The sequence below is a fragment of the Janthinobacterium rivuli genome, from assembly GCF_009208735.1.
Taxonomy (GTDB): Bacteria; Pseudomonadota; Gammaproteobacteria; order Burkholderiales; family Burkholderiaceae_D; genus Janthinobacterium.
The window spans coordinates 292,043-312,215 of record NZ_WFLJ01000006.1; the positions used below are offsets into that span (position 1 = coordinate 292,043).

The window sequence follows — 20,173 nt, forward strand, 5'->3', positions numbered from 1 at the left end:
CATGCTGTTGCTGCAATTTACGAATGAACACGGCGGCCGCCTCGTCGGCCTGCTGCAAGACGACCAGATCCGCGTCATCGAAGGCTACAACACGACGTATGCGCTGGCGCAAGACGCCATCCGCAAGAAGGTCAGTCTGGCGGAACTGGTGGACGCCACCGTTGGCAACACCACGCATTCCTATGCGGACGTGGCCGCCGCCGGACGCGTGCTGCCGCCGCTCGATCACGCCGACGAAGCGCACTGTTACGTGACGGGCACGGGCCTGACCCACCTGGGCAGCGCCGGCGCGCGCGACGCCATGCACAAGAAGATCGGCGGCGACGCGGAATCCTTGAGCGACTCGATGAAAATGTTCCGCCTGGGCGTGGAAGGCGGCAAGCCGGCTGACGGCACGGCCGGCGCCCAGCCCGAATGGTTCTACAAGGGCGACGGCTCTATCGTGCGCGCCAGCGGCCAGCCGCTGCGCATGCCGGACTTCGCCCTCGATGGCGGCGAAGAGCCGGAAATCGCCGGCCTGTACGTGATCGGCGACGACGGCCAGCCCTACCGGGTCGGCTACGCCATCGGCAATGAATTCTCGGACCACGTGACGGAGCGCCAGAATTACCTGTACCTGGCCCACTCGAAGCTGCGCGTGTGCAGCGTGGGGCCGGCCCTGCTGGTGGGCGAATTGCCCGCGCACATCGCCGGCGCCTCGCGCGTGCTGGACGCGGCCGGCAAGGTGCGCTGGGAAAAGGCCTTCGTCAGCGGCGAAGACAATATGTCGCACACGATCGCCAACCTCGAACATCATCACTTCAAGTATCCGCTGTTCAAGCGCCCGGGCGACGTGCACGTGCATTTTTTTGGCACGGCCACCCTGAGCTTTGCCGATGGCGTCAGCGTGGCGCCGGGCGAAACCTTTGAAATCGAAGCGCCGGCCTTTGGCCCTGCCTTGCGCAACCGCCTCGACGTCTTCCCAACCGAATTTGCGAAAGTGAGTACATTATGAGTTTCCATATCACCGGTGAAGCATGGATCGGCGGCGTCGCCGTCAAGGGCAATGGCGGGTCCTTCGAAGCGTGGGACCCGGCCGCGCGCGCCCACATCGCGCCCGCCTTCCACATGGTGGACGCCGCGCAAATCGACGAAGCCTGCCGCCTCGCGCAAGCCGCGTTCGACCCCTTCCGTGCCACCAGCGACGCCGAGCGTGCCGATTTCCTGGACACCATCGCCGCGCAAATCGGCGAACTGGGCGACGACTTGATCGTGCGCGCCATGACGGAAAGCGGCTTGCCGCGCGCGCGCCTGGAAGGCGAGCGTGGCCGCACGGTCGGTCAATTGAAATTGTTCGCCGGCCTGTTGCGCGAAGGATCGTGGACCGATGCGCGCATCGACAGCCCGCTGCCGGACCGCGTGCCGCCCCGTCCGGATTTGCGCTTGCGCATGATCGGCCTGGGTCCCGTCGCCGTGTTTGCGGCCAGTAACTTCCCGCTGGCCTTCTCCGTCGCCGGTGGCGATACGGCCTCGGCCCTGGCGGCCGGCTGCCCCGTCGTGCTGAAAGCCCACTCGGCCCATCCGGGTACATCGGAACTGGTGGCGCGCGCCATCGTCAATGCGATTGCCATCTGCAAGCTGCCGGCCGGCGTGTTCGCCCTGTTGACGGGCACGGGCAATGGCATCGGCCAGACGCTGGTCGCCCATCCAGCCATCCAGGCCGTCGGCTTCACGGGTTCGCGTTCGGGCGGCATCGCCCTGATGAAGGTGGCGGCCGAGCGCCCGCAGCCGATCCCCGTGTATGCGGAAATGAGCAGCATCAATCCCGTGTTCGTGCTGCCGCAGGCGCTGGCCGCCCGTGGCGCGGCGATCGCCAGCGGTTTTGCCGCTTCGCTGACGATGGGCGTGGGCCAGTTCTGCACCAATCCCGGCCTCGTGCTGGGCCTGGAAGGTCCTGACTTCACGGCCTTCGCCGCCGCCGCCGCCGAAGCGCTGGCGCCGGCGCCGGCCGCTACCATGTTGACGGCGGGCATCGCCAGCAGCTATGCGAAAGGCGTGGCCGCCCTGGCGCAGCACGCGGATGTGACGCCGCTGGTGCAAAACACGGGTGAAGAGGGCAAGGGCGCAGCCGCCCTGTTCGTCACCTCGGGCGAGGCCTTCCTGGGCAAGCACGACTTGCGCGACGAAGTCTTTGGCCCGGCCTCGCTGCTGGTGGCGTGCCGCGACATCGAACAATTGCTGGCGATCACGGAAAGCCTGGAAGGCCAGCTGACGGCCACCCTGCAGATGGATGCGGGCGACCTGGAAGACGCGCGCCGCTTGCTGCCCGTGCTGGAACGCCGCGTGGGCCGCATCCTGGCCAACGGTTTCCCGACCGGTGTGGAAGTGTCGACGGCCATGGTGCACGGCGGCCCGTTCCCGGCCACCTCGGACGGCCGCAGCACCTCGGTGGGCACGGCCGCCATCAACCGTTTCCTGCGTCCCGTGTCGTACCAGAACCTGTCGCAGGACTTGCTGCCGGAGTCGCTGCGCGACGATAATCCGCTGGGGATCTGGCGCCGTCACGATGGCGTGCTCGGTAAAGACTAAAACCTACTGCGCGGCGCGATTTGCGGCCTGTGATGCTCACTGTGCATTCGCACAGTTCCGCGTCTCGGCCACAACTCGTTGCCGCTCGCTACGGTTTTATTGGTAAAAATAAAAATACACAGGTGGAGACAAGATGAAGCAATTGGCGAAATATGGCAGCTTGCAGGGCAAGCGCGTGTTCATCACGGGTGGCGGCAGCGGCATCGGCGAATCCCTGGTGGCGGAGTTTGCCGCCCAGGGCGCGCTGGTGGCGTTTGTCGATATCGCCGTGGAAGCGAGCGAGGCCCTGTGCCGCCGCCTGGCCGAAGCGGGTCTGGCGGCCCCCCTGTTCCGCCATTGCGACATCACGGATATCGCCTCCTTGCAAGCCGTCATGGCCGAACTGGCCGAGAAGCTGGGCGACTTCGATATCCTAGTCAACAATGCGGCCAACGACCAGCGCCACCAGGCGCAGGATGTCACGCTCGAGTATTGGAACGAGCGCATTGCGATCAATCAGCGTCCCATGTTCTTCACGTGCCAGGCCGTGTTCGAGGGCATGAAGCGCAAGGGCGGCGGTTCCATCATCAACGTCAGCTCGATCTCGTGGCACATGAAGTCGGGCGGCTACCCCGTGTATGCCACCACCAAGGCGGCCGTCGTCGGCCTCACGCGGGGCCTGGCGCGCGATTATGGCGCCCACAATATCCGCGTCAACACGGTGACGCCCGGCTGGGTCATGACGCAGCGCCAGATCGACCTGTGGGTCGACGAGGCGGCGGAAGTGGAAATCAAGAAAAGCCAGTGCTTGCCTAGCAAGCTGATGCCACAGGACATCGCCGCCATGGTGCTGTTCCTTGCATCGGACGATGGCGCGATGTGTTCCAGTCAAGAATTCATTGTGGATGCTGGCTGGGTATAAGCCTTAGCGCATCGTTTAATTCGCGCCGGCACTGACCGGCAACTCCGATCTTGCCTCCCCCCTCTTGCCGCCCCAACCTCGCGGCAGGAGAGGCATCGCCACATCCATCGCCGGCTTGACCCCGGCCCTTGCTTTTCACTCAAAAACAGGAGACAGCATGAAATGTATCAATACCAGCATCGTGGCCCTCGGCCTGGCCATGGCCGCCGGCAGCGCCTTTGCCGCGCCCGTCAATGTCACGATCGACGTGGCCAAGCCTGGTTCCGTGATCAATAAAAACATCTATGGCCAGTTCGCCGAGCACCTGGGCACGGGCATTTACGAAGGCATGTGGGTGGGGCCGGATTCGCCGATTCCGAACACCAAGGGCTGGCGCAATGACGTGCTGGGCGCGTTGAAACAGTTGCACGTGCCCCTGGTGCGCTGGCCGGGCGGCTGCTTTGCCGATGAATATCACTGGAAAGATGGCATCGGCGCGCGCGCCCAGCGCCCGACCAAGGTCAACACCAACTGGGGCGGCGTGGAAGAGTCGAACGCTGTCGGCACGCATGAATTCTTCGACCTGGCCGAGCTCCTGAGCGCACAGACCTATATCAACGGCAACCTCGGTTCCGGCACGCCGCAGGAAATGTCCGAGTGGCTTGAATACATGACCTCGGACAGCAAGTCGACCCTGGCCGAACTGCGCCGCAAGAATGGCCGCGCGCAGCCGTACAAAGTCGATTACTTTGGCATCGGCAACGAAGCCTGGGGTTGCGGCGGCAACATGCGCCCGCAGTACTACGCCGACCTGTACAAGCACTATCACACCTTCATGAAGACGCCGGAAAGCGCGCGCCCGAAATTCATCGCCAGCGGCGGCAATGACGACGACACCAGCTGGTCCAGCACCCTGAGCCGCGAAATCAAGCCGAACATGATGGACGCCATCAGTTTCCACTACTACACGGTGCCGACCGGCGTGTGGGAAAAGAAGGGTGCCGCCACGGGCTTTGGCGAAAATGAATGGATTTCCACCCTGAGCCGCACCCTGCGCATCGATAGTTTGATCAAGAACAATCTCGCCGCCATCGACAAGAACGATCCCTCGAAAAAGACGGGCTTGTACGTCGATGAATGGGGCACTTGGTACGACGTCGAGCCGGGCACCAACACGGGTTTCCTGTTCCAGCAAAACAGCTTGCGCGATGCGCTCGTCGCCGCCCTGAACTTCAACATTTTCCACGCCCATGCGGACCGCGTGCGCATGACGAATATCGCGCAAATGGTCAACGTGCTGCAGGCGATGATCATCACGGACAAGGACAAGTATTTCCTCACGCCTACGTATCACGCGTTTGAAATGTACGTGCCGTTCCAGGATGCCACGAGCTTGCCGGTCGCCATCAGCGGCAATGGCAAGTACAGCCTGGGCAAGGTCAGCATTCCTGAAGTGAGCGCCTCGGCCGCGCGCGCCAAGGATGGCAAGGTGTATCTGTCGCTGGTCAACACAAACCCGCACAAGGCCGTCGACGTGAGCGTGGCGCTGGCGGGCCAAAAAGTGACGGCCGTGCATGGCCGCGTGCTGACCGCCGGCAAGATGGATGCCGTCAACAGCTTTGCGCAGCCGCAAGCCGTGCAGCCGGTGGCGTTCAATGCCCAGGCGCAAGGCGGCAAGCTGACCGTGTCGGTGCCCGCCAAGGCCGTCGTGGTGGTGGCCGTCGAATAAACCTGCCGATGTTGATGTATCCAGCCGGCCCGCATGACGGGCCGGCTGGCCATGTGGAGAACACGATGCAATTTTCGACAATGATGGCCCTGGTGGCCATGCTTGCTTTCAGCCCCGTCCAGGCGGCCCAGGTCAGCGTGCACGACCCCGTGATGGCCAAGGAAGGCGACACGTATTATCTGTACAGCACGGGCCCCGGCATTACCTTCTACAGCTCGAAAAACATGCGCGACTGGCGGCCGGAAGGGCGCGTCTTCGCGGGCCAGCCGACCTGGGCCAAGACGGCCGCGCCATCGTTCGACGACCATATCTGGGCGCCCGACGTGCAGTTCCATGACGGAAAATATTACCTGTATTACTCGGTCTCCGGCTTCGGCAAGAACACCTCGGGCATCGGCGTGACCGTGAACACCACCTTGAATCCCCGCTCGCCCGACTACCGCTGGGTCGACCAGGGCATGCTGCTGCAATCGGTGCCCGAGCGCGACGAGTGGAATGCCATCGATTCGAACATCATCACCGATGCCAAGGGCACGCCGTGGATGGCCTTCGGCTCGTTCTGGAATGGCATCAAGCTGGTCAAACTGACGCCCGACTGGACCCGCATCGCGGAACCGCAGGAGTGGCACTCGCTGGCGCGCCGCGCGCCGCTGCCGCCACGGGCGGGCGAATTCAAGCCGGCACCGGAAGAAATCGAAGCGCCGTTCATCTTCCAGCGCGGTAACGATTACTTTCTTTTCGTTTCCTGGGGCCTGTGCTGCCAGAAGGAAAAAAGCACCTACCACCTGGCCGTGGGCCGCTCGACCAGCGTGACGGGGCCGTATCTGGACAAGAACGGGCGCGACATGGCGCAGGGCGGCGGCACGGTGCTGCTGCAGGGCGACAAGGATTGGCAGGGCCTGGGCCACAACAGCGCCTACACCTTCGACGGCAAGGATTACCTGGTGCTGCACGCGTATGAGACGGCGGACAACTACTTGCAGAAGCTCAAGATACTGCCCATGACGTGGGACAAGGATGGCTGGCCGCAGGTGGACCCGCGCGACTTGAACCGCTATCACAGCCGCGAATTGCCGGCCGCCACACCCTGAGGGGGCGGGCGATGTGCGCGAGGTGATACGCAAATCGGTATCGCAAGCGAAAAAGAATTGATTGGATGGCTATGTTGCTTTCTCCTACCATGGGTTCATAAAAAACCGCCCATCCGGCATCCGGCTGTGATGGTATTCCAAAAAAAACTGGAGACAAGAATGACATTGACACGCCGCACACTCCTCGCCAGCGCCATGCTGTTGGCACTGTCCACTACTTCTTCCGCCTTTGCCGCCAAGCCGCTCGTCATGGGCTTTTCGCAGGTGGGCGCCGAAAGCGAATGGCGCACCGCCAATACCGTCTCCATCAAGGAGGCCGCCAAGAAAGACGGCGTCACCTTGAAATTTGCCGATGCCCAGCAAAAGCAGGAAAACCAGGTCAAGGCCCTGCGCTCGTTCATCGCGCAAAAGGTCGACGTGATCGCCTTCTCGCCCGTCGTCGAATCGGGCTGGGATACCGTCTTGCGCGAAGCCAAGGCTGCCAAGATTCCCGTCATCTTGACGGACCGCGCCGTCAACGTGGCCGACAAATCGCTGTACGTCACCTTCATCGGCTCCGACTTCGTGGAAGAGGGCCGCCGCGCGGGCCAGTGGCTGCTCGAGCACGCCAAGAAAACCCCGGATGCGACCCTCAACATCGTCGAACTGCAAGGCACGGTGGGTTCCGCGCCGGCCATCGACCGCAAGGAAGGCTTCCAGGAAGTCATCGGCAAGAATCCCAAGCTGAAGATCATCCGTTCGCAAACGGGCGACTTTACGCGCGCCAAGGGCAAGGAAGTGATGGAAGCGTTCCTGAAGGCGGAAGGCAAGAAGATCAACGTGCTGTACGCGCACAATGACGACATGGCCATCGGCGCCATCCAGGCCATCGAAGAAGCGGGCATGAAACCGGGCAAGGACATCATCATCATCTCGATCGATGGCGTCAAAGGCGCGTTCGAAGCCATGATCGCCGGCAAGCTGAACGTCACCGTGGAATGCAGCCCGCTGCTGGGCCCGCAACTGATGTCCATCGCCCGCGACGTGGTGGCCGGTAAACCCGTGCCGGCGCGCATCACGACGGTGGAAGGCGTGTTCCCTGCCGAGGTGGCCGCCAAGGAATTCCCGAACCGTAAGTACTAAGCTTGCCGCATGATGAAGACGCAAGCGCATCACAACGCCGCGCCGGCTCCCTTGCTGGAGTTGCGCGGCATCAGTAAAACCTTTCCCGGCGTCAAAGCCCTCAGCGACGTTGCCCTGCGCCTGTATCCGGGCGAAGTGCATACCTTGATGGGGCAAAACGGCGCCGGAAAGTCGACCCTGATCAAGGTGCTGACGGGCGTCTATACGCCCGACAGCGGCCAGATTTTGCTCGATGGCCGGCCCGTCGCCCCCGCGTCCACGTCGGATGCGCAGGTGCTCGGCATCAGCACCGTGTACCAGGAAGTCAATCTGTGCCCGAACCTGTCGGTGGCGGAAAACATCTTTATCGGCCGCTATCCGCGCCGCTTCGGTGGCCGTTTTGGCCCCATCGACTGGCGTGCCATGCAGCAGCAGGCGCGTGCCTTGTTGCAGCAATTGCAGATCGATATCGATGTCACGGCGCAACTGTCCAGTTTTCCGCTGGCCATCCAGCAAATGGTGGCCATTTCGCGCGCGCTGAACATTTCGGCCCGCGTGCTGATCCTCGACGAACCCACGTCCAGCCTGGACGAGGCGGAAGTCAATCTGCTGTTTTCCGTGCTGCGCCGCCTGCGCGAGCAGGGCATGGCGATTCTTTTCGTCACCCACTTCCTCGACCAGACCTACGCCATTTCCGATCGCATCACGGTCATGCGCAATGGCGAGCGCGAGGGAGAATATGCGTGCAGCGAGCTGTCGCGTCTGGCGCTGGTGAATAAAATGATCGGCGTGGCGGCCGACACGCAGGAACAAGCGCTGGACCTGGTGCAAGAAGCGGGCGCGGCCAGCTTCGGTCCGGCCGTGCTCGAAGCCACTGGACTGGGCCGCAAGGGCGCCCTGCTGCCCATGGATTTCCACATCCGCCAGGGGGAATTGCTGGGCCTGGCCGGCTTGCTCGGTTCCGGCCGCACGGAACTGGCGCGCCTGCTGTTTGGCGCCGACAAGGCGGACTCGGGCGCCATTACCGTGCAGGGCAAGCCGCGCCACTTCCACGTGCCGCGCGACGCGATTGCCGCCGACATCGGTTTCTGCTCGGAAGACCGCAAGCACGAGGGCGCGATCCTGTCGCTGTCCGTGCGCGAAAACATCATCCTGGCCTTGCAGGCCCGCACGGGCTTGCTGCGCGCCATCCCGTTCAAGCGCCAGCAGGCGCTGGCCGACGAATATGTGAAAGCGCTGGGCATCAAGACGGCCAGCATCGAGACGCCGATCGGCAGCCTGTCGGGCGGCAACCAGCAAAAGGCACTGCTGGCGCGCTGGCTGGTGACGTCGCCGGCCATGCTGATTTTAGACGAGCCGACGCGCGGCATCGACGTGCGCGCCAAGCAGGAAATCATGAGTTATGTGGCCAAGTTGTGCCGCAAGGGTATGGCGATCCTGTTCATCTCGTCCGAATTGCCGGAAGTGCTGCGCTGCAGCGACCGCATCGTCGTCATGCGCGACCGCAAGGCCTGCGGCGACTATGCGCGTGGCGAGCTGGACGACAGCTCAGTGCTGCAAGTGATCGCCGGAGACGCCACATGAGTTTATCCACGCCATCGAGCGCGCCACTGGCGCGTCCGGCTTCCACTACGGGGACGTCCTTGCATACCGTCTTACACCATCCCCTGAGCCGACCCCTGGCCGCGCTGTTGCTGCTGTTGCTGGTCGACTTCTTCGCCATCCCCGGATTTTTCCATCTGGAAGTGCGCGATGGCCATCTGTACGGCAGCGTGATCGACATCGTCAACCGCGCGGCGCCCCTGATGCTGGCCGCGCTGGGCATGACCCTGGTGATTGCCACGCGCGGCATCGACATTTCCGTGGGCGCCGTCGTGGCCCTGTCCGGCACCGTGGCCGCCATGCTGATCGGCGGCACCATGGTGATGGAAAATGGCGTGCCGACCTATGTGAGCAACATCCCCATGGGCTGGGCCCTGGCGGCGGCCTTGGGCGCGGCCCTGCTGTGCGGCGCCTGGAATGGCGTGCTGGTGGCGGGCCTGGGCTTGCAGCCCATCGTCGCGACCCTGATCCTGATGGTGGCGGGGCGTGGCCTGGCGCAACTGTTGACGGATGGGCAGATCGTCACCGTCTACTATCAGCCCTTCTTCTTCATCGGCAGCGGTTATCTGTTCGGCTTGCCGTTCTCGCTGTTCCTCGTGGCGTTGGTGTTCCTCATCACGGCCGTGCTGATGCGGAAAACCGCCTTGGGCCTGTTCATCCAGGCCGTCGGCATCAATCCCGTCGCCGCGCGCCTGGCCGGCATCAAGACGGCGACATTGATCTTCTTTGTGTATGTCTTTTGCGCCGCCTGCGCGGGCCTGTCGGGGCTGATGATCAGCTCGAACATCAAGAGCGCCGACGCGAACAACGCGGGCCTGATGCTGGAACTGGACGCCATCCTGGCAGTCACGTTGGGCGGCACCTCGCTGGCGGGCGGCAAGTTCAGCCTCGTGGGCAGCATGATCGGCGCGCTCATCATCCAGACTTTGACCTACACGATCTATTCGCTGGGCGTGCCGCCCGAAGTGAACATGGTCGTCAAGTCGGTCGTCGTCTTCCTCGTCTGCCTGTCGCAATCGTCGGAATTCAAGCAATTGCTGCATCGGAGAAAAGCATGAAGGGTTTGCTGCATACCCCGTATTTCACCTCGCTCGTCACGGTCTTGCTGCTGGTGGTGATGCTGGGCCTCGGCGGCGCCGCCTATCCGGGCCTGCTGTCGACGCAAGTGATCTTCAACCTGTTGATCGATAACGCCTTTTTGCTGGTGATCGCCGTCGGCATGACCTTCGTCATCGTTTCCGGCGGCATCGACCTGTCCGTCGGCTCCGTGCTGGCCCTGTCGACCATGATCGCCGCCTGGCTGCTCAACGTGGCGCACTGGCCGCCGCTGCTGGTGATCGTCACCGTGCTGGCGCTGGGCACCGTGTTTGGCGCCGGCATGGGCGCGCTGATCCATTACTTCAAATTGCAGCCCTTCATCGTCACGCTGGCCGGGATGTTTCTGGCGCGGGGACTGTGCTATTTGATCAGCATCAATTCCATCACCATAGCCGATCCGCTGTTCGTCGCCATGTCGCAGACCCAGCTGGGCTTCCTGGGCGGTTTTGTGTCGCCCGGCGTGGTGATCGCCGTGATCACTTTGCTCTTGGCCATCTGGCTGGCGCACGCCACGCCGTTCGGCCGCGCCGTGTATGCGATCGGCGGCAATGAACAGTCGGCCCTGATGATGGGCTTGCCTGTCGGTCGCACCAAGGTCTTGATCTATGCCTTCAGCGGCTTTTGCGCTTCGCTCGGCGGCGTGCTGTTTTCGTTCTACATGCTGTCCGGCTATGGCTTGCACGCGCAAGGCACGGAACTGGACGCGATCGCCGCCGTCGTCATCGGCGGCACCCTGCTCAGCGGCGGCTACGGCTACGTGGCCGGCGCGCTGTCGGGCGTGCTGGTGCTCGGTACCATCCAGACCCTGATCGCCTTCGACGGCACGCTCAGCTCGTGGTGGACCAAGATCGTCATCGGCGGCTTGCTGTTCGTCTTTTGCGTCGTGCAAAGACTGATGGCCATGGGCCAGAAAACCACCAACGGGAGTTAATCAATGTTGAAGCAACACACACTTGCCGCAGCCATCGGCATGGCGGCGGCGCTCGCCTGCGTGGCCTTGGGCGCGCAGGCGGCCAACCCCATCGTGAAAAACATCTACACGGGCGACCCGGCCGCGCTGGTCGACAATGGCAGGGTGTATCTGTATGTGGGCCACGATGAGGCGAGCGCCACGGATACGGATTACCGCATGAACGAGTGGCGCGTGTATTCCTCGTGCGATATGGCGAACTGGACGGACCACGGCTCGCCAGTGCGCTTTTCCACTTTTGCCTGGGCCGGCAAGGATGCGTGGGCCGGCGACATCGTCAAGCGCGACGGCAAGTACTATTTTTACTCCACCGTCGACCACAAGAGCATCCCCGGCAAGGCCATCGGCGTGGCCGTGTCCGACAGTCCGACGGGGCCGTTCGTCGATGCGCGCGGCAGCGCCTTGATCACGAACGACATGACGAAGCAGACGGCGATTCCCTGGGACGACATCGATCCGGCCGTCTTCATCGACACGGATGGCCAGGCCTACATTTACTGGGGCAACACGGTCTTGAAGTACGCCAAGCTGAAAGCCAACATGACGGAGCTCGATGGCCCGATATTGACCTTCGGCATGGATGCGTTCACGGAAGCGGCGTACATGCACAAGCATGCGGGCACGTATTACTTGTCGTACTCGCGCAACTTCCCCGAGGAAACGGCGTATTCGACGGGGCCGACGCCCACGGGGCCATGGCATTTCCGCGGCACCATCATGGACAAGAATGCCGTTGTGAAAACCATCCACCAGGCCATCATCGAATTCAACGGCAAGTCCTACATCTTCTATCACAACGACAAATTGCCGGGCGGTGGAGAATACCGGCGCTCCGTGGCCGTGGAAGAGCTGAAATACAAGCCGGATGGCACGATCGAATTCATCCGGCAAACGGCTGGCCCAGCGGCCAACCCGAGCGCCGCCTGCAAGGCGTCCTGAACGCTGCTTGACCACACACAAAAAGGAGACACACCGATATCTGCAATATCGATATCAGCCAGAAACTGATATCGATCATGATATGATTTATTCATGGATACCCTCAACCCCAACTGGTTCTTGCGAGCCCGCCTGAAGACGCGGCAATTGCTGCTGTTGATCGCCCTTGACGAGCAGCGCAACATCCACCGCGCGGCGGAAGAATTGCACATGACGCAGCCGGCCGCGTCCAAGCAAATCAAGGACCTGGAAGAGATGCTCGACGTGCGCCTGTTCGACCGGTTGCCGCGCGGCATGGAGCCGACCATCTACGGCGAGACGATGATACGCCACGCGCGCATGGCCTTGACGAGCTTGTCGCTGGCGCATGACGACATCGTCGCCCTGAAGTCGGGCCTGACGGGCCAGGTGGAGGTGGGCGTCATCATGACGCCGGCCATGGCCTTGCTGCCGCGCGCGATCGCCCGCATCAAGCAGCAGGCGCCGCTGATGCGCATCGGCGTGCACCTGGAGCACAGCAATACCCTGATGGACATGCTGCAGCACGGCACCCTCGACTTCATGATCGGGCGCATCCTGGAAAAGGAAAGCAGCGCCGGCCTCATCTACGAGGAATTAACGGAAGAGCCGGCCAGCGCCGTGGCCCGCAATGGCCATCCGCTGCTGTCGCGCAAGAATCTGCAATTGAAGGATTTGGCGGGCCAGCCGTGGATTCTGCCGCCGCAGGGCAGCATCCTGCGCCACCGCTTCGACATGATGTTCCGCCGCGCCAGCCTGGAGCCGCCCGTCGACGTGGTCGACACCACCGCCTTGCTCTTGATCACGTCCTTGCTGCAGCAGACGGATTCGCTGCACGTGATGCCGACGGAAGTGGCGCATTACTACGAATCGCTGAACGTGCTGAGCATCCTGCCCATCGAACTGCCGTGCAAGATGGATGCGTTCGGCATCATCCGCCAGCAGGATCATCTGTTGTCGCCGGGGGCGGATATGCTGCTCAAAGCGGTGCGGGCGACGGCTGCGGACATGTATTGACCCGACGGCTGAAGAGCTGGGGTCAGTCGCTTCGCGATTGGAATGCGCCCCATTGGGGCGCATTCCCCCTCAGGGTACGACCCCGGATCTTGTTTTTCGGGTTTAATCGGGCACTTCAAAAAAGAACAGCTGCACCAGCCGGCCATTCTCCGGCGTATCGCCAAACACATTGCTGATCGAGTGAAAGTAATGGCCCTTGTAGACGATCAGGCGGTTGTGGCGCATGGGCACTTCCAGCAGGGCTTGCCAACTGTCGCGCTGTTCCTGCAAGTCATTGAATTTCTGCACTTTGCTGTTCGGCAGCCAGCGTTTCTGGAAGTCCTTGAAGCTGGCGTAGCCGCCCGCCTTCACGTCCGCCTCGGGTAATCTGCGGTACCAGCCGCTGGGCTGGTGGCGCCAGAAGGTGGTGCCGCCCTGGCACTGCTCGGGCGGATTCAGATACAGCACGCCCGCATAGAAATTGAAATTATTCCCCGTCTCGTTATCCACGTGGATATCCGTGCGCGCCGTCGCGTCCGCATAGCTGAGGCGATACGAGCCATTGTCGGGTGAAATAAAACGGATGGGGCGGCCCAGCGCCGTGGCGATGCGCTCCATGATGGCTTGACTGGGCTGGCCCGCCGTCTGGCTGCCCGGATAATTCTGTCCCGCATAGCGCTGCTGCTCGAACGGCAAGGCCAGCGCCTGTGCGCGCCAGGCGGCCGCGTCGGGCAGGAAATCGTCGACGATGTGCAGGTCCGTTTCGCCGATAAAATCGTGCAGGCTGTCCGCGACATTGAGCGTCGTCAACGTTTCAGGGTGTTCCACTTGCGGACTGGCAAAGCCGATGCGGCACGTCTGTTCCAGTGCCGGATGCAGCGCCAGCGCTTGCGCGTAGCGGGCCAGCGCCAGATCCTGCTGCCCCGTGCGGTAATACAGCTCGGCCAGTCCCTGCAGGGTTTGCCAACGCTGCGGACGCAGGGAGTGGGCCCGTTCCAGCTCGGCGATGGTCTCCATCAGCCGCTGTTTCCCCAGCAGCAATTCGGCGTGGCTGATGGCGAAATCGTGCTCGTGCGGCGCCAGCCGCGCCGCCGTGGCGTAGCTGGCCAGGGCCGCCTCGCTATCCGTGCCGCGCAGCACGTTGCCGAGGTTGTAGTGGAACAGAGGGTTCTCCGGCTGCTGCTTGAGCGACAGTTTCAGCAAACCCAGGCCGATGGCGCCCTGGCCCAGCTCCAGCATGGCCAGACCTTGGAAATGCTGCGCTTCGGCCAGGGCCGGGTCCTGTTTAAAAGCGGCCTGGTAGGCGTTGATCGCCTCGATCAGCTTGCCTTGCCGCTGCAGTTGCTGGCCCTGCGCCAGATGTTGTTCCGCCAGTGTCTGTTCGCCCATGTGTCGATCCCGATGCAATGTGGCGAACAGTGTAACCGAGCCCGTTCTACTGCGCCTGGCTGACGGGAATTTCTTCCCCGTTCAGCTTGATCGCCACCTTGACGATCTGCGCCTTGACCTGGTTGCTGGCCATGTCCGCTTCCTGGGCGTAGGCATACACGACGATGGCGAAGTCCTTGTAGCCGCTGCGGGCCGCCTCGATCTTGCGCGCCGCCTCCTGGTCCACTTTCAGCAAGGAATAACCGTCGCCATTCGTGAACGCCAGCTTGTAGTCGCCATTGTCGTACATGTAGTAATACGTGCCCGCCTCGGCGAACTTGGCGGGGAAGGCGGCCTTGTCCATCGCGTACGGCGACAGCGCGCCCTGGCCATTGATCTGGTAGCGCAGGTAGCGTTTGGTTTTCGCTTCGTTGACCTTGGCATCGATCTGCGGTTTCAGCGCGTCGAGCACTTCCTGCTTGCGGAAGGCGTCGTTGCTGCCCGCATATTCGCGCGAGATGCGCTGCGCCACGGCCGCGTAGTCGGGCGGCACGCCGGACAGGGCGATGTAGCTGTACATCAACTGGTTGCCGCTGGTGATGTCGACATAGCTGGACGCTGGCGTGGCGGCGTCCGCTTGCGGCAGGCTGGCGGCGGCCGCCTTCACTTGCGCCTTGGCGGCCAGCTCGGCGACATTCGCGGCGACGGGGGCGGAGGCGGCCGGTGTGGCGTTATCCGTCTTGCCGCAGGCGGACAGGAGCACGGCGATGGCGAGCAGGGCGGGGAGGGTACGTTGCATGATATTTCCTTCAGTGAATGTGTGAGGTGACTTAGCCGATGGTCTTACGTTGGTATTCGCCGACGCCGTAAGCGGCCAGGACGATGGAAGACGCCAGCACCAGATAAAAGCCGATGCCGAACGAGAGTCCCTGCCAGACCTGCCCCAGCATTTCGCTGGCCATCTGTTCGGCCATGCGGGCCGCGCGGTTGCCCATGATGCCGCCCATGGCGTTGCCCGCGTCGCTGACGGCGGCCTTGATCTTGAAGAACAGCAAGCTGCTGTGGATGACGATGAACAGCAGCGGCGCGCACTTGCCCAGCGCCGCTTTCGGGTGGCTGCTGGCCATGGTGGCGCAGCAGGCGGCAATGGCCAGCAGGAAGAAGCATTGTGCGGAGGTAAAACCGCCGCCGCCATCGCGGGAAAAGCTTTCCAGGCTGTCCGCGGACAGGCCCAGCAGCTGCCAATACGTGCGCGACACGGAGGCGAACAGGCGGATGCCGATGGTGTTGAAGATAAAGGCGCCGGCGATCAGGATGCCGAGGCTGGCCAGGACCTTGATGCCCAGGGCGGACACGGCCTTGCCCCACAGTTGCTGGCCCTTGTTGCGCGCCAGTTTCGCCGCGCCGGCCATCTCTTCCTGCGCCAGTTGCTGCGTCGCCACGGCGCTGACGGTGGCGAGCTTGCCCGCGTCATCGAAGCGCACGTCGACGACGGCGTTGATGGCGGGCGCCACGTCGGAGCGCCAGTGGGTACTGACGTCGAAGGCGTGCTGGTTGCCGGCCACGCTGACGGAACCTTGTCCGCTCGCTTGGTAGGCGAGGATGCGGCCCCGTTGGCCGGTGGTAATGGTTGCTGCCGTGTTGGATGCTTGCATGGGATTTCCCTGGTCACTGTCATGCTGTATTGCATGTACCCCCGGATAACGGGGGCAGTTCAGGGAAATCGAAAATTATTTTGAATTATTTTTTCGGCGGCTGCATCAGGTCCTTGGCGGCGCCCTGGTAATCCTTCATCAAGCCCATGAAGGCGTCCTGCAAATGCCGCGCCGCATCCTGCGGCGGCGCGCCCGTGCGCCGGGCCAGGTCGAATTTGTAGGCATGGGCGGGGCTGTAGCCCGCCTGCGAGGCGGCGTCCAGCAGCACGCCGGCCCGTTTCAGCGACGCCGGGTCACCCTTGACCATCAGCAATTCGGCCAGATAGGTCTGGGCGATGGGAAAGTCTTTCGCTGCCGCCTTTTCCAGCCACTGTATGCCCGCCTTCGGCTGTTTGACGCCCGCATCGCCGCCGCCGATGCCGTAGCCGAGGGCCGTCAGCGCCACCAGATCGCCGCCGCGCGCACGCTTTTCCAGTTGCTGGCGGGGAAACGGGCGGGCTGCGATCTGCATGCGGATTTCATAATTGATGTCTTGCAGCACATTGCCCGGCCACACCCTGGCGCCGGGTGCGGCCGGCTTTTCCGCCGCTGGGGCCGGCGCGCGCATGCCGTTGTTGCCCGATGCCAGTACGCCCGGCGTTGCCTGGCTGACTCCCTTGCCGCTGCCCATGTTCAGCACCAGGCGCGCCGACGTTTCACCGAACGATACGCGCGGCTTTTGCACGTCGTGCGTCATGGCGGCGACTCTGGCCGCCACTTGCGAAAACACTTCGCTCATCGGCAAGCCCGGCGCGTCGAGCGCGTCGAGCAGGGCGCTCGTGTAGGGGCTGTTGCGCGAATCGGGCGACCAGAAATCGCGCGCCAGGGCGCCCGGTCCCGCCGAATAGGCGATCACCACGCCGCGTGGCGCTTGCGTGTCGGCAAAGCCATGGCTGGCCGCATTGCCGCCACCGGGCACCACCACCGCGCCACCGCGCGTGTATTCCTGGCGGCAAGCGTCGAGGATCAGCACGGCGCCGCGCGCGCCCGTGCGCTGCAAGTCGCCGGCCAGGCTGGAAACGGACACGCCCTGCGCGGCGATGGCCGATGCGCTGAGCGCCGCCATGTTGGCGCCCAGCGGCAACACATAATTGGCTTCGCCCGCCTGCGCGCCGTGGCCCGCGTAAAACACGAGGGCGATATCGGCGCCGCGCGCCTGCGTGGAAAACTCGGCCGACGCCTTTTGCAGCTGCGCCGCATTGATATCCGTGCGCAACAGCACTTCAAAGCCCAGGCGGCGCAGGCGCTCGGCCATGGCGCGCGCGTCATTCACGGGGTTCAGCAACGGCTGCGGATAGGCCGCGTTGCCGATCACCAGCGCGATGCGCTTGCCGGGGCCGCTGGCGGTATTCCCCGTGGCCGCTTGCACGACGTTACCGCAGAGTAAAAAAATGAGGCTGAAAAACAGGGGAATCAGGCGATGCATCGGCGTCTCGGGAATTGTCGTGAAAGTAACAAAAGTTAGCGATTTTTACTGTGATATGAGAAAATTGCTTAAATGCATTTTACCTTACTGACAAGTTTCTCTTGTCTGGCCAGCGCACGGTGCGCGTCGCTGCCGGCCAGTGGCGCGTGCCGCCCAACACACGATCGGACCGGCTGTGCAATCGGAACAATTTGAACGGATTCATGCTTTCTGGACCCGCCGCCATCAGCTGACACAAGGCGAACTGGGCGAGTTTTACCAGCGCGTCATCGCCGCGCTGACCCCATGCCGTCCGCGCGAGGCGGCGTCGCTGGGCGACTCGCTGGCCGACTTGCGCCACCAGTTTTTCATTGAGAAAGTCTTGCACGGCGACAGCGAGGCCGCGCCCCACCACGTCGGTGCCTTGTTCCTGTACTTCAAGCGCTTCATCATCGACCAGCTGCGCAAGCAGCGTGATGATGACGATGCCGATGCGCAAGACGGTTGCGAGTTGCGCGCGCCCGACGCTTATGCGGAACCGCTGCGCGACTACCGGCTCACGCCGCAGCAGGTGCGCGAGGCGGCCGACGTGTTCATCGCCACCTTGCCCCGTGACTTGATCTTGCTGCTGCGCCATTGCGGCTGCGGCGGCATGCCCGTCAAGGAGCTGGCCGAACAGATCGCTTCCGCGCATTACCACGGCGGCAAGCTGGGCCTCGTGCACCGGCAGAAGGGCGATCCCGACAGCGCTGGCCGCCAGGTGGTCGAGCCGGCCCACCGCGCCACCTTGCTGGGCAGCTGGGTCTTGACCCTGCTCAAGCTGCGCGTCGGTGATGCGCTGTCTGCGCGCGACATGCAGGCGGCGCAAATAGTTTTGGATATCTTGTGCGTGGCCGCGTTATCCCTGCACCTGGACCCCGCGTCCACCGACCCGAACACTGATGAAAGGCCACCGGCATGACTGCATTGACGCCCACATTGGCCATCGTTGCCGCCCGTTTGCCGGCGCCGCCGTCTGCCGCCGAACTGCTGGACGGCGAGGTGGCGGGCGAGACCCCCGACTGGCGCGGCATCGCCGTGCCGGAGCACGTGATGGAACGCTTCGCGCGCCGCAGCGATGCCGCGCCCCTGGCCGCGCGCCCCATCGCGGGCGGACAGATCCACTTGCTGGCGCGCCGCCCCGGCTTTGGCGCCGTGCTGCTTGATGCCTGGGACAGCACGCGGCAGCGCTGGCGCGGCTGGCTCGTCACGCCTGACACATCGTATGCGGACGCCTGCGGCCTCGTGGTCGAGCAGCGCGACGCGCCCGTCGACCCGCGCGCCGGCCTGGTGCTGTGCGACATGCCCGTGACCCTGGCCGTGACGGACCTGGGCGCCTGCCTGGGCGTGTTCAGCCAGGAGCGCCTGCAGGCGGCGCGCTGGCTGGAGCAGCATGGCCGCGCCAATGGAGCCGCCGCGGCGCCGGGCGTGATCGCCCGCGTGGCCTTGCCCGGCGACGATTACGCCTTGACGGGCACGCCATTGTCGAGCGAGCTGGGCACGGATGGCCGCGTGGCCTACCGGCAATTGCTGCGCCAGGGGCTGCAGCAGTTGCAGATCGCTTCGGCCGATGCCGTGGCGCCGATAGCCAAGCCGGTGCAGGCGGCGAATGCGAACCGCTGGCTCAAACTTGTCACGGCCGTGGCCGCCAGCGTGATGCTGGTGCAATCGGCGTGGCTGTTCCTGCCGAAAGAGGGCGCCGTGGTCGGCAATGCGGAGTTCCGCAACGGCGGTAGCGGCGTCGAGACGGGCGTGCGTACGCGCGTGCTGTTCCGCGCCGAGGCCACGGAGGCGGAAATCCGCACCTGGCTGCAGCGCGAGCAGCTGGAAATCGTCGCCGGCCCGGATACCCTGGGCGCCTTCACCTTGCTGTCGCGCGACCGCCGGAAAGTCTTGCCGCCGCCAGGCCCGGGCAATCCGCTGGCCGTGATCAATCCCTGACCCAGAAATAAGAGAAAGTTATCCAGCATGACAATGTATAAGAGTTTTGCATCCGCGCACTGGCGCAAGCTAATGGCTGGCCTGGCCGCCGGCGTCCTGTTGACGGGCTGCGCCATGACGCCGAATGGCCGTGGCGGCGTGTTGATGGGCCTCGACACGGCCGAGCTGTTCGGCACGCCGCTGTCCACCTTCCGCCTGCGCGACGGCACGGAAGGCACCTTGCGCAAGGACCCGCAGGGCAAGTATTCGATCAAGCTGTCGCAGGCCTTCCGCGTCGTGCCGCTGGCCAACGCCATCACGGCCCGCGTGGCGCGCGTGGAAAACGTGGGCGAGCGCACCGTGGTGATCGTGGAAACGCAGGAGCGCGGCTGCGCCTACCGCTATGAAGTGCTGGCCTTCCAGGGCACGGACGTGCTGCAGTGGACGGTCGGCAATTGCAAGGACCGTCCCCGCGTGGAACTGGCGGCGGACGCGAAATCGCTCAATATCGACTTCCCCAACTACAACCGCCTGTCGCGCATGATCTACACGGACAACCGTTTGCTCAACGCCAGCGTGGCCGTGCCGCCCGGCGTCGATACGCGCGCCCAGCCGTTCGCCGACGACGCCTTGCGCGCCACGGGCCCCGTCATGACGACTTTGCCGGCTGGCGACGGCAGCGGCCGCGTGATTCCCGCGCCGCCGGCCGCCGCCCCGGCGCCTGCCGCCGCGCCGAAAGCGGGCAGCCGCGCCAG

The 20,173-nt window shown here is 63.9% G+C and carries 18 protein-coding genes; 14 read left to right on the forward strand and 4 right to left on the reverse strand.

Annotated elements, in window-relative coordinates; genetic code table 11:
- Position 1: 1 nt before the first annotated feature.
- The 11 genes from araD1 to GCN78_RS10455 all read left to right on the forward strand — a co-directional run bounded on the left by araD1 (position 2) and on the right by GCN78_RS10455 (position 13,013).
- Entirely contained in the window at positions 2–994 is a 993-nt protein-coding gene (gene araD1 / locus GCN78_RS10405; protein WP_152251633.1) for an AraD1 family protein, read from the forward strand.
- Positions 991–2,568 carry an aldehyde dehydrogenase (NADP(+)) gene (locus GCN78_RS10410; protein ID WP_152251634.1) on the forward strand — a complete coding sequence of 526 codons (1,578 nt, stop codon included), beginning with the start codon at positions 991–993 and terminating at the stop codon, positions 2,566–2,568. Before araD1 ends, GCN78_RS10410 begins: the two co-directional genes overlap by 4 nt.
- 133 nt (positions 2,569–2,701) lie before the next feature.
- Positions 2,702–3,469, forward strand: coding sequence for an SDR family NAD(P)-dependent oxidoreductase (locus GCN78_RS10415; protein ID WP_152251635.1), 768 nt, complete (start codon positions 2,702–2,704; stop codon positions 3,467–3,469).
- Positions 3,470–3,626: 157 nt separating this feature from the next.
- Positions 3,627–5,177 (forward strand): alpha-N-arabinofuranosidase, encoded by a 1,551-nt coding sequence (locus GCN78_RS10420; RefSeq protein ID WP_152251636.1) that lies wholly within the window; start codon positions 3,627–3,629, stop codon positions 5,175–5,177.
- A 65-nt stretch (positions 5,178–5,242) separates the two neighbouring features.
- Complete coding sequence (locus GCN78_RS10425) at positions 5,243–6,268, forward strand: arabinan endo-1,5-alpha-L-arabinosidase (protein ID WP_152251637.1); 1,026 nt, start codon at positions 5,243–5,245, stop codon at positions 6,266–6,268.
- 159 nt (positions 6,269–6,427) lie between these two features.
- Complete coding sequence (locus GCN78_RS10430; RefSeq protein ID WP_152251638.1) at positions 6,428–7,390, forward strand: ABC transporter substrate-binding protein; 963 nt, start codon at positions 6,428–6,430, stop codon at positions 7,388–7,390.
- Positions 7,391–7,399: 9 nt separating this feature from the next.
- Entirely contained in the window at positions 7,400–8,953 is a 1,554-nt protein-coding gene (locus tag GCN78_RS10435) for a sugar ABC transporter ATP-binding protein (protein ID WP_226939563.1), read from the forward strand.
- Positions 8,950–10,029 (forward strand): ABC transporter permease, encoded by a 1,080-nt coding sequence (locus GCN78_RS10440; RefSeq protein ID WP_152251639.1) that lies wholly within the window; start codon positions 8,950–8,952, stop codon positions 10,027–10,029. The genes GCN78_RS10435 and GCN78_RS10440 overlap by 4 nt, the downstream gene beginning before the upstream one ends.
- On the forward strand, positions 10,026–11,000 hold the full coding sequence (yjfF, locus tag GCN78_RS10445) for a galactofuranose ABC transporter, permease protein YjfF (protein ID WP_152251640.1): 975 nt from the start codon (positions 10,026–10,028) through the stop codon (positions 10,998–11,000). The genes GCN78_RS10440 and yjfF overlap by 4 nt, the downstream gene beginning before the upstream one ends.
- Positions 11,001–11,003: 3 nt before the next feature.
- Positions 11,004–11,978, forward strand: a complete 975-nt coding sequence (locus GCN78_RS10450; RefSeq protein WP_152251641.1) for a glycoside hydrolase family 43 protein — start codon at positions 11,004–11,006, stop codon at positions 11,976–11,978.
- Between the two features lie 93 nt (positions 11,979–12,071).
- Complete coding sequence (locus GCN78_RS10455; RefSeq protein ID WP_035823672.1) at positions 12,072–13,013, forward strand: LysR family transcriptional regulator; 942 nt, start codon at positions 12,072–12,074, stop codon at positions 13,011–13,013.
- Between the two features lie 102 nt (positions 13,014–13,115).
- On the opposite strand, the gene GCN78_RS10460 is transcribed toward GCN78_RS10455, so the two are convergent.
- From GCN78_RS10460 to GCN78_RS10480, 4 genes are all read right to left on the reverse strand, one after another.
- Positions 13,116–14,381 (reverse strand): DUF6445 family protein, encoded by a 1,266-nt coding sequence (locus GCN78_RS10460; RefSeq protein ID WP_152251642.1) that lies wholly within the window; start codon positions 14,379–14,381, stop codon positions 13,116–13,118.
- Positions 14,382–14,427: 46 nt separating this feature from the next.
- Positions 14,428–15,159, reverse strand: coding sequence for a hypothetical protein (locus tag GCN78_RS10465; RefSeq protein ID WP_226939564.1), 732 nt, complete (start codon positions 15,157–15,159; stop codon positions 14,428–14,430).
- A 31-nt stretch (positions 15,160–15,190) separates the two neighbouring features.
- Complete coding sequence (locus GCN78_RS10475; protein ID WP_152251644.1) at positions 15,191–16,015, reverse strand: hypothetical protein; 825 nt, start codon at positions 16,013–16,015, stop codon at positions 15,191–15,193.
- 85 nt (positions 16,016–16,100) lie between these two features.
- Entirely contained in the window at positions 16,101–17,480 is a 1,380-nt protein-coding gene (locus tag GCN78_RS10480; protein WP_152251645.1) for a caspase family protein, read from the reverse strand.
- A 175-nt stretch (positions 17,481–17,655) separates the two neighbouring features.
- On the opposite strand from GCN78_RS10480, the gene GCN78_RS10485 reads away from it, so the two are divergent.
- The 3 genes from GCN78_RS10485 to GCN78_RS10495 form a co-directional block, all read left to right on the forward strand.
- Positions 17,656–18,420 (forward strand): hypothetical protein, encoded by a 765-nt coding sequence (locus tag GCN78_RS10485; protein WP_152251646.1) that lies wholly within the window; start codon positions 17,656–17,658, stop codon positions 18,418–18,420.
- Positions 18,417–19,439, forward strand: coding sequence for a hypothetical protein (locus tag GCN78_RS10490; RefSeq protein WP_152251647.1), 1,023 nt, complete (start codon positions 18,417–18,419; stop codon positions 19,437–19,439). Before GCN78_RS10485 ends, GCN78_RS10490 begins: the two co-directional genes overlap by 4 nt.
- A gap of 72 nt (positions 19,440–19,511) precedes the next feature.
- On the forward strand, positions 19,512–20,173 hold a 662-nt coding region (locus GCN78_RS10495; RefSeq protein ID WP_152251648.1), incomplete at its 3' end, for a hypothetical protein.

Bases quoted from the DNA above. Each gene is read 5' to 3' on its own strand.
- GCN78_RS10415 (WP_152251635.1), top strand. From the start codon at position 2,702: ATGAAGCAATTGGCGAAATATGGCAGCTTGCAGGGCAAGCGCGTGTTC.
- GCN78_RS10480 (WP_152251645.1), bottom strand. From the start codon at position 17,480: ATGCATCGCCTGATTCCCCTGTTTTTCAGCCTCATTTTTTTACTCTGC.
- GCN78_RS10490 (WP_152251647.1), top strand. From the start codon at position 18,417: ATGACTGCATTGACGCCCACATTGGCCATCGTTGCCGCCCGTTTGCCG.
- GCN78_RS10435 (WP_226939563.1), top strand. From the start codon at position 7,400: ATGATGAAGACGCAAGCGCATCACAACGCCGCGCCGGCTCCCTTGCTG.
- GCN78_RS10420 (WP_152251636.1), top strand. From the start codon at position 3,627: ATGAAATGTATCAATACCAGCATCGTGGCCCTCGGCCTGGCCATGGCC.
- GCN78_RS10465 (WP_226939564.1), bottom strand. From the start codon at position 15,159: ATGCAACGTACCCTCCCCGCCCTGCTCGCCATCGCCGTGCTCCTGTCC.
- GCN78_RS10430 (WP_152251638.1), top strand. From the start codon at position 6,428: ATGACATTGACACGCCGCACACTCCTCGCCAGCGCCATGCTGTTGGCA.
- GCN78_RS10440 (WP_152251639.1), top strand. From the start codon at position 8,950: ATGAGTTTATCCACGCCATCGAGCGCGCCACTGGCGCGTCCGGCTTCC.
- araD1 (WP_152251633.1), top strand. From the start codon at position 2: ATGCTGTTGCTGCAATTTACGAATGAACACGGCGGCCGCCTCGTCGGC.
- GCN78_RS10450 (WP_152251641.1), top strand. From the start codon at position 11,004: ATGTTGAAGCAACACACACTTGCCGCAGCCATCGGCATGGCGGCGGCG.
- yjfF (WP_152251640.1), top strand. From the start codon at position 10,026: ATGAAGGGTTTGCTGCATACCCCGTATTTCACCTCGCTCGTCACGGTC.
- GCN78_RS10475 (WP_152251644.1), bottom strand. From the start codon at position 16,015: ATGCAAGCATCCAACACGGCAGCAACCATTACCACCGGCCAACGGGGC.
- GCN78_RS10455 (WP_035823672.1), top strand. From the start codon at position 12,072: ATGGATACCCTCAACCCCAACTGGTTCTTGCGAGCCCGCCTGAAGACG.
- GCN78_RS10425 (WP_152251637.1), top strand. From the start codon at position 5,243: ATGCAATTTTCGACAATGATGGCCCTGGTGGCCATGCTTGCTTTCAGC.
- GCN78_RS10460 (WP_152251642.1), bottom strand. From the start codon at position 14,381: ATGGGCGAACAGACACTGGCGGAACAACATCTGGCGCAGGGCCAGCAA.
- GCN78_RS10410 (WP_152251634.1), top strand. From the start codon at position 991: ATGAGTTTCCATATCACCGGTGAAGCATGGATCGGCGGCGTCGCCGTC.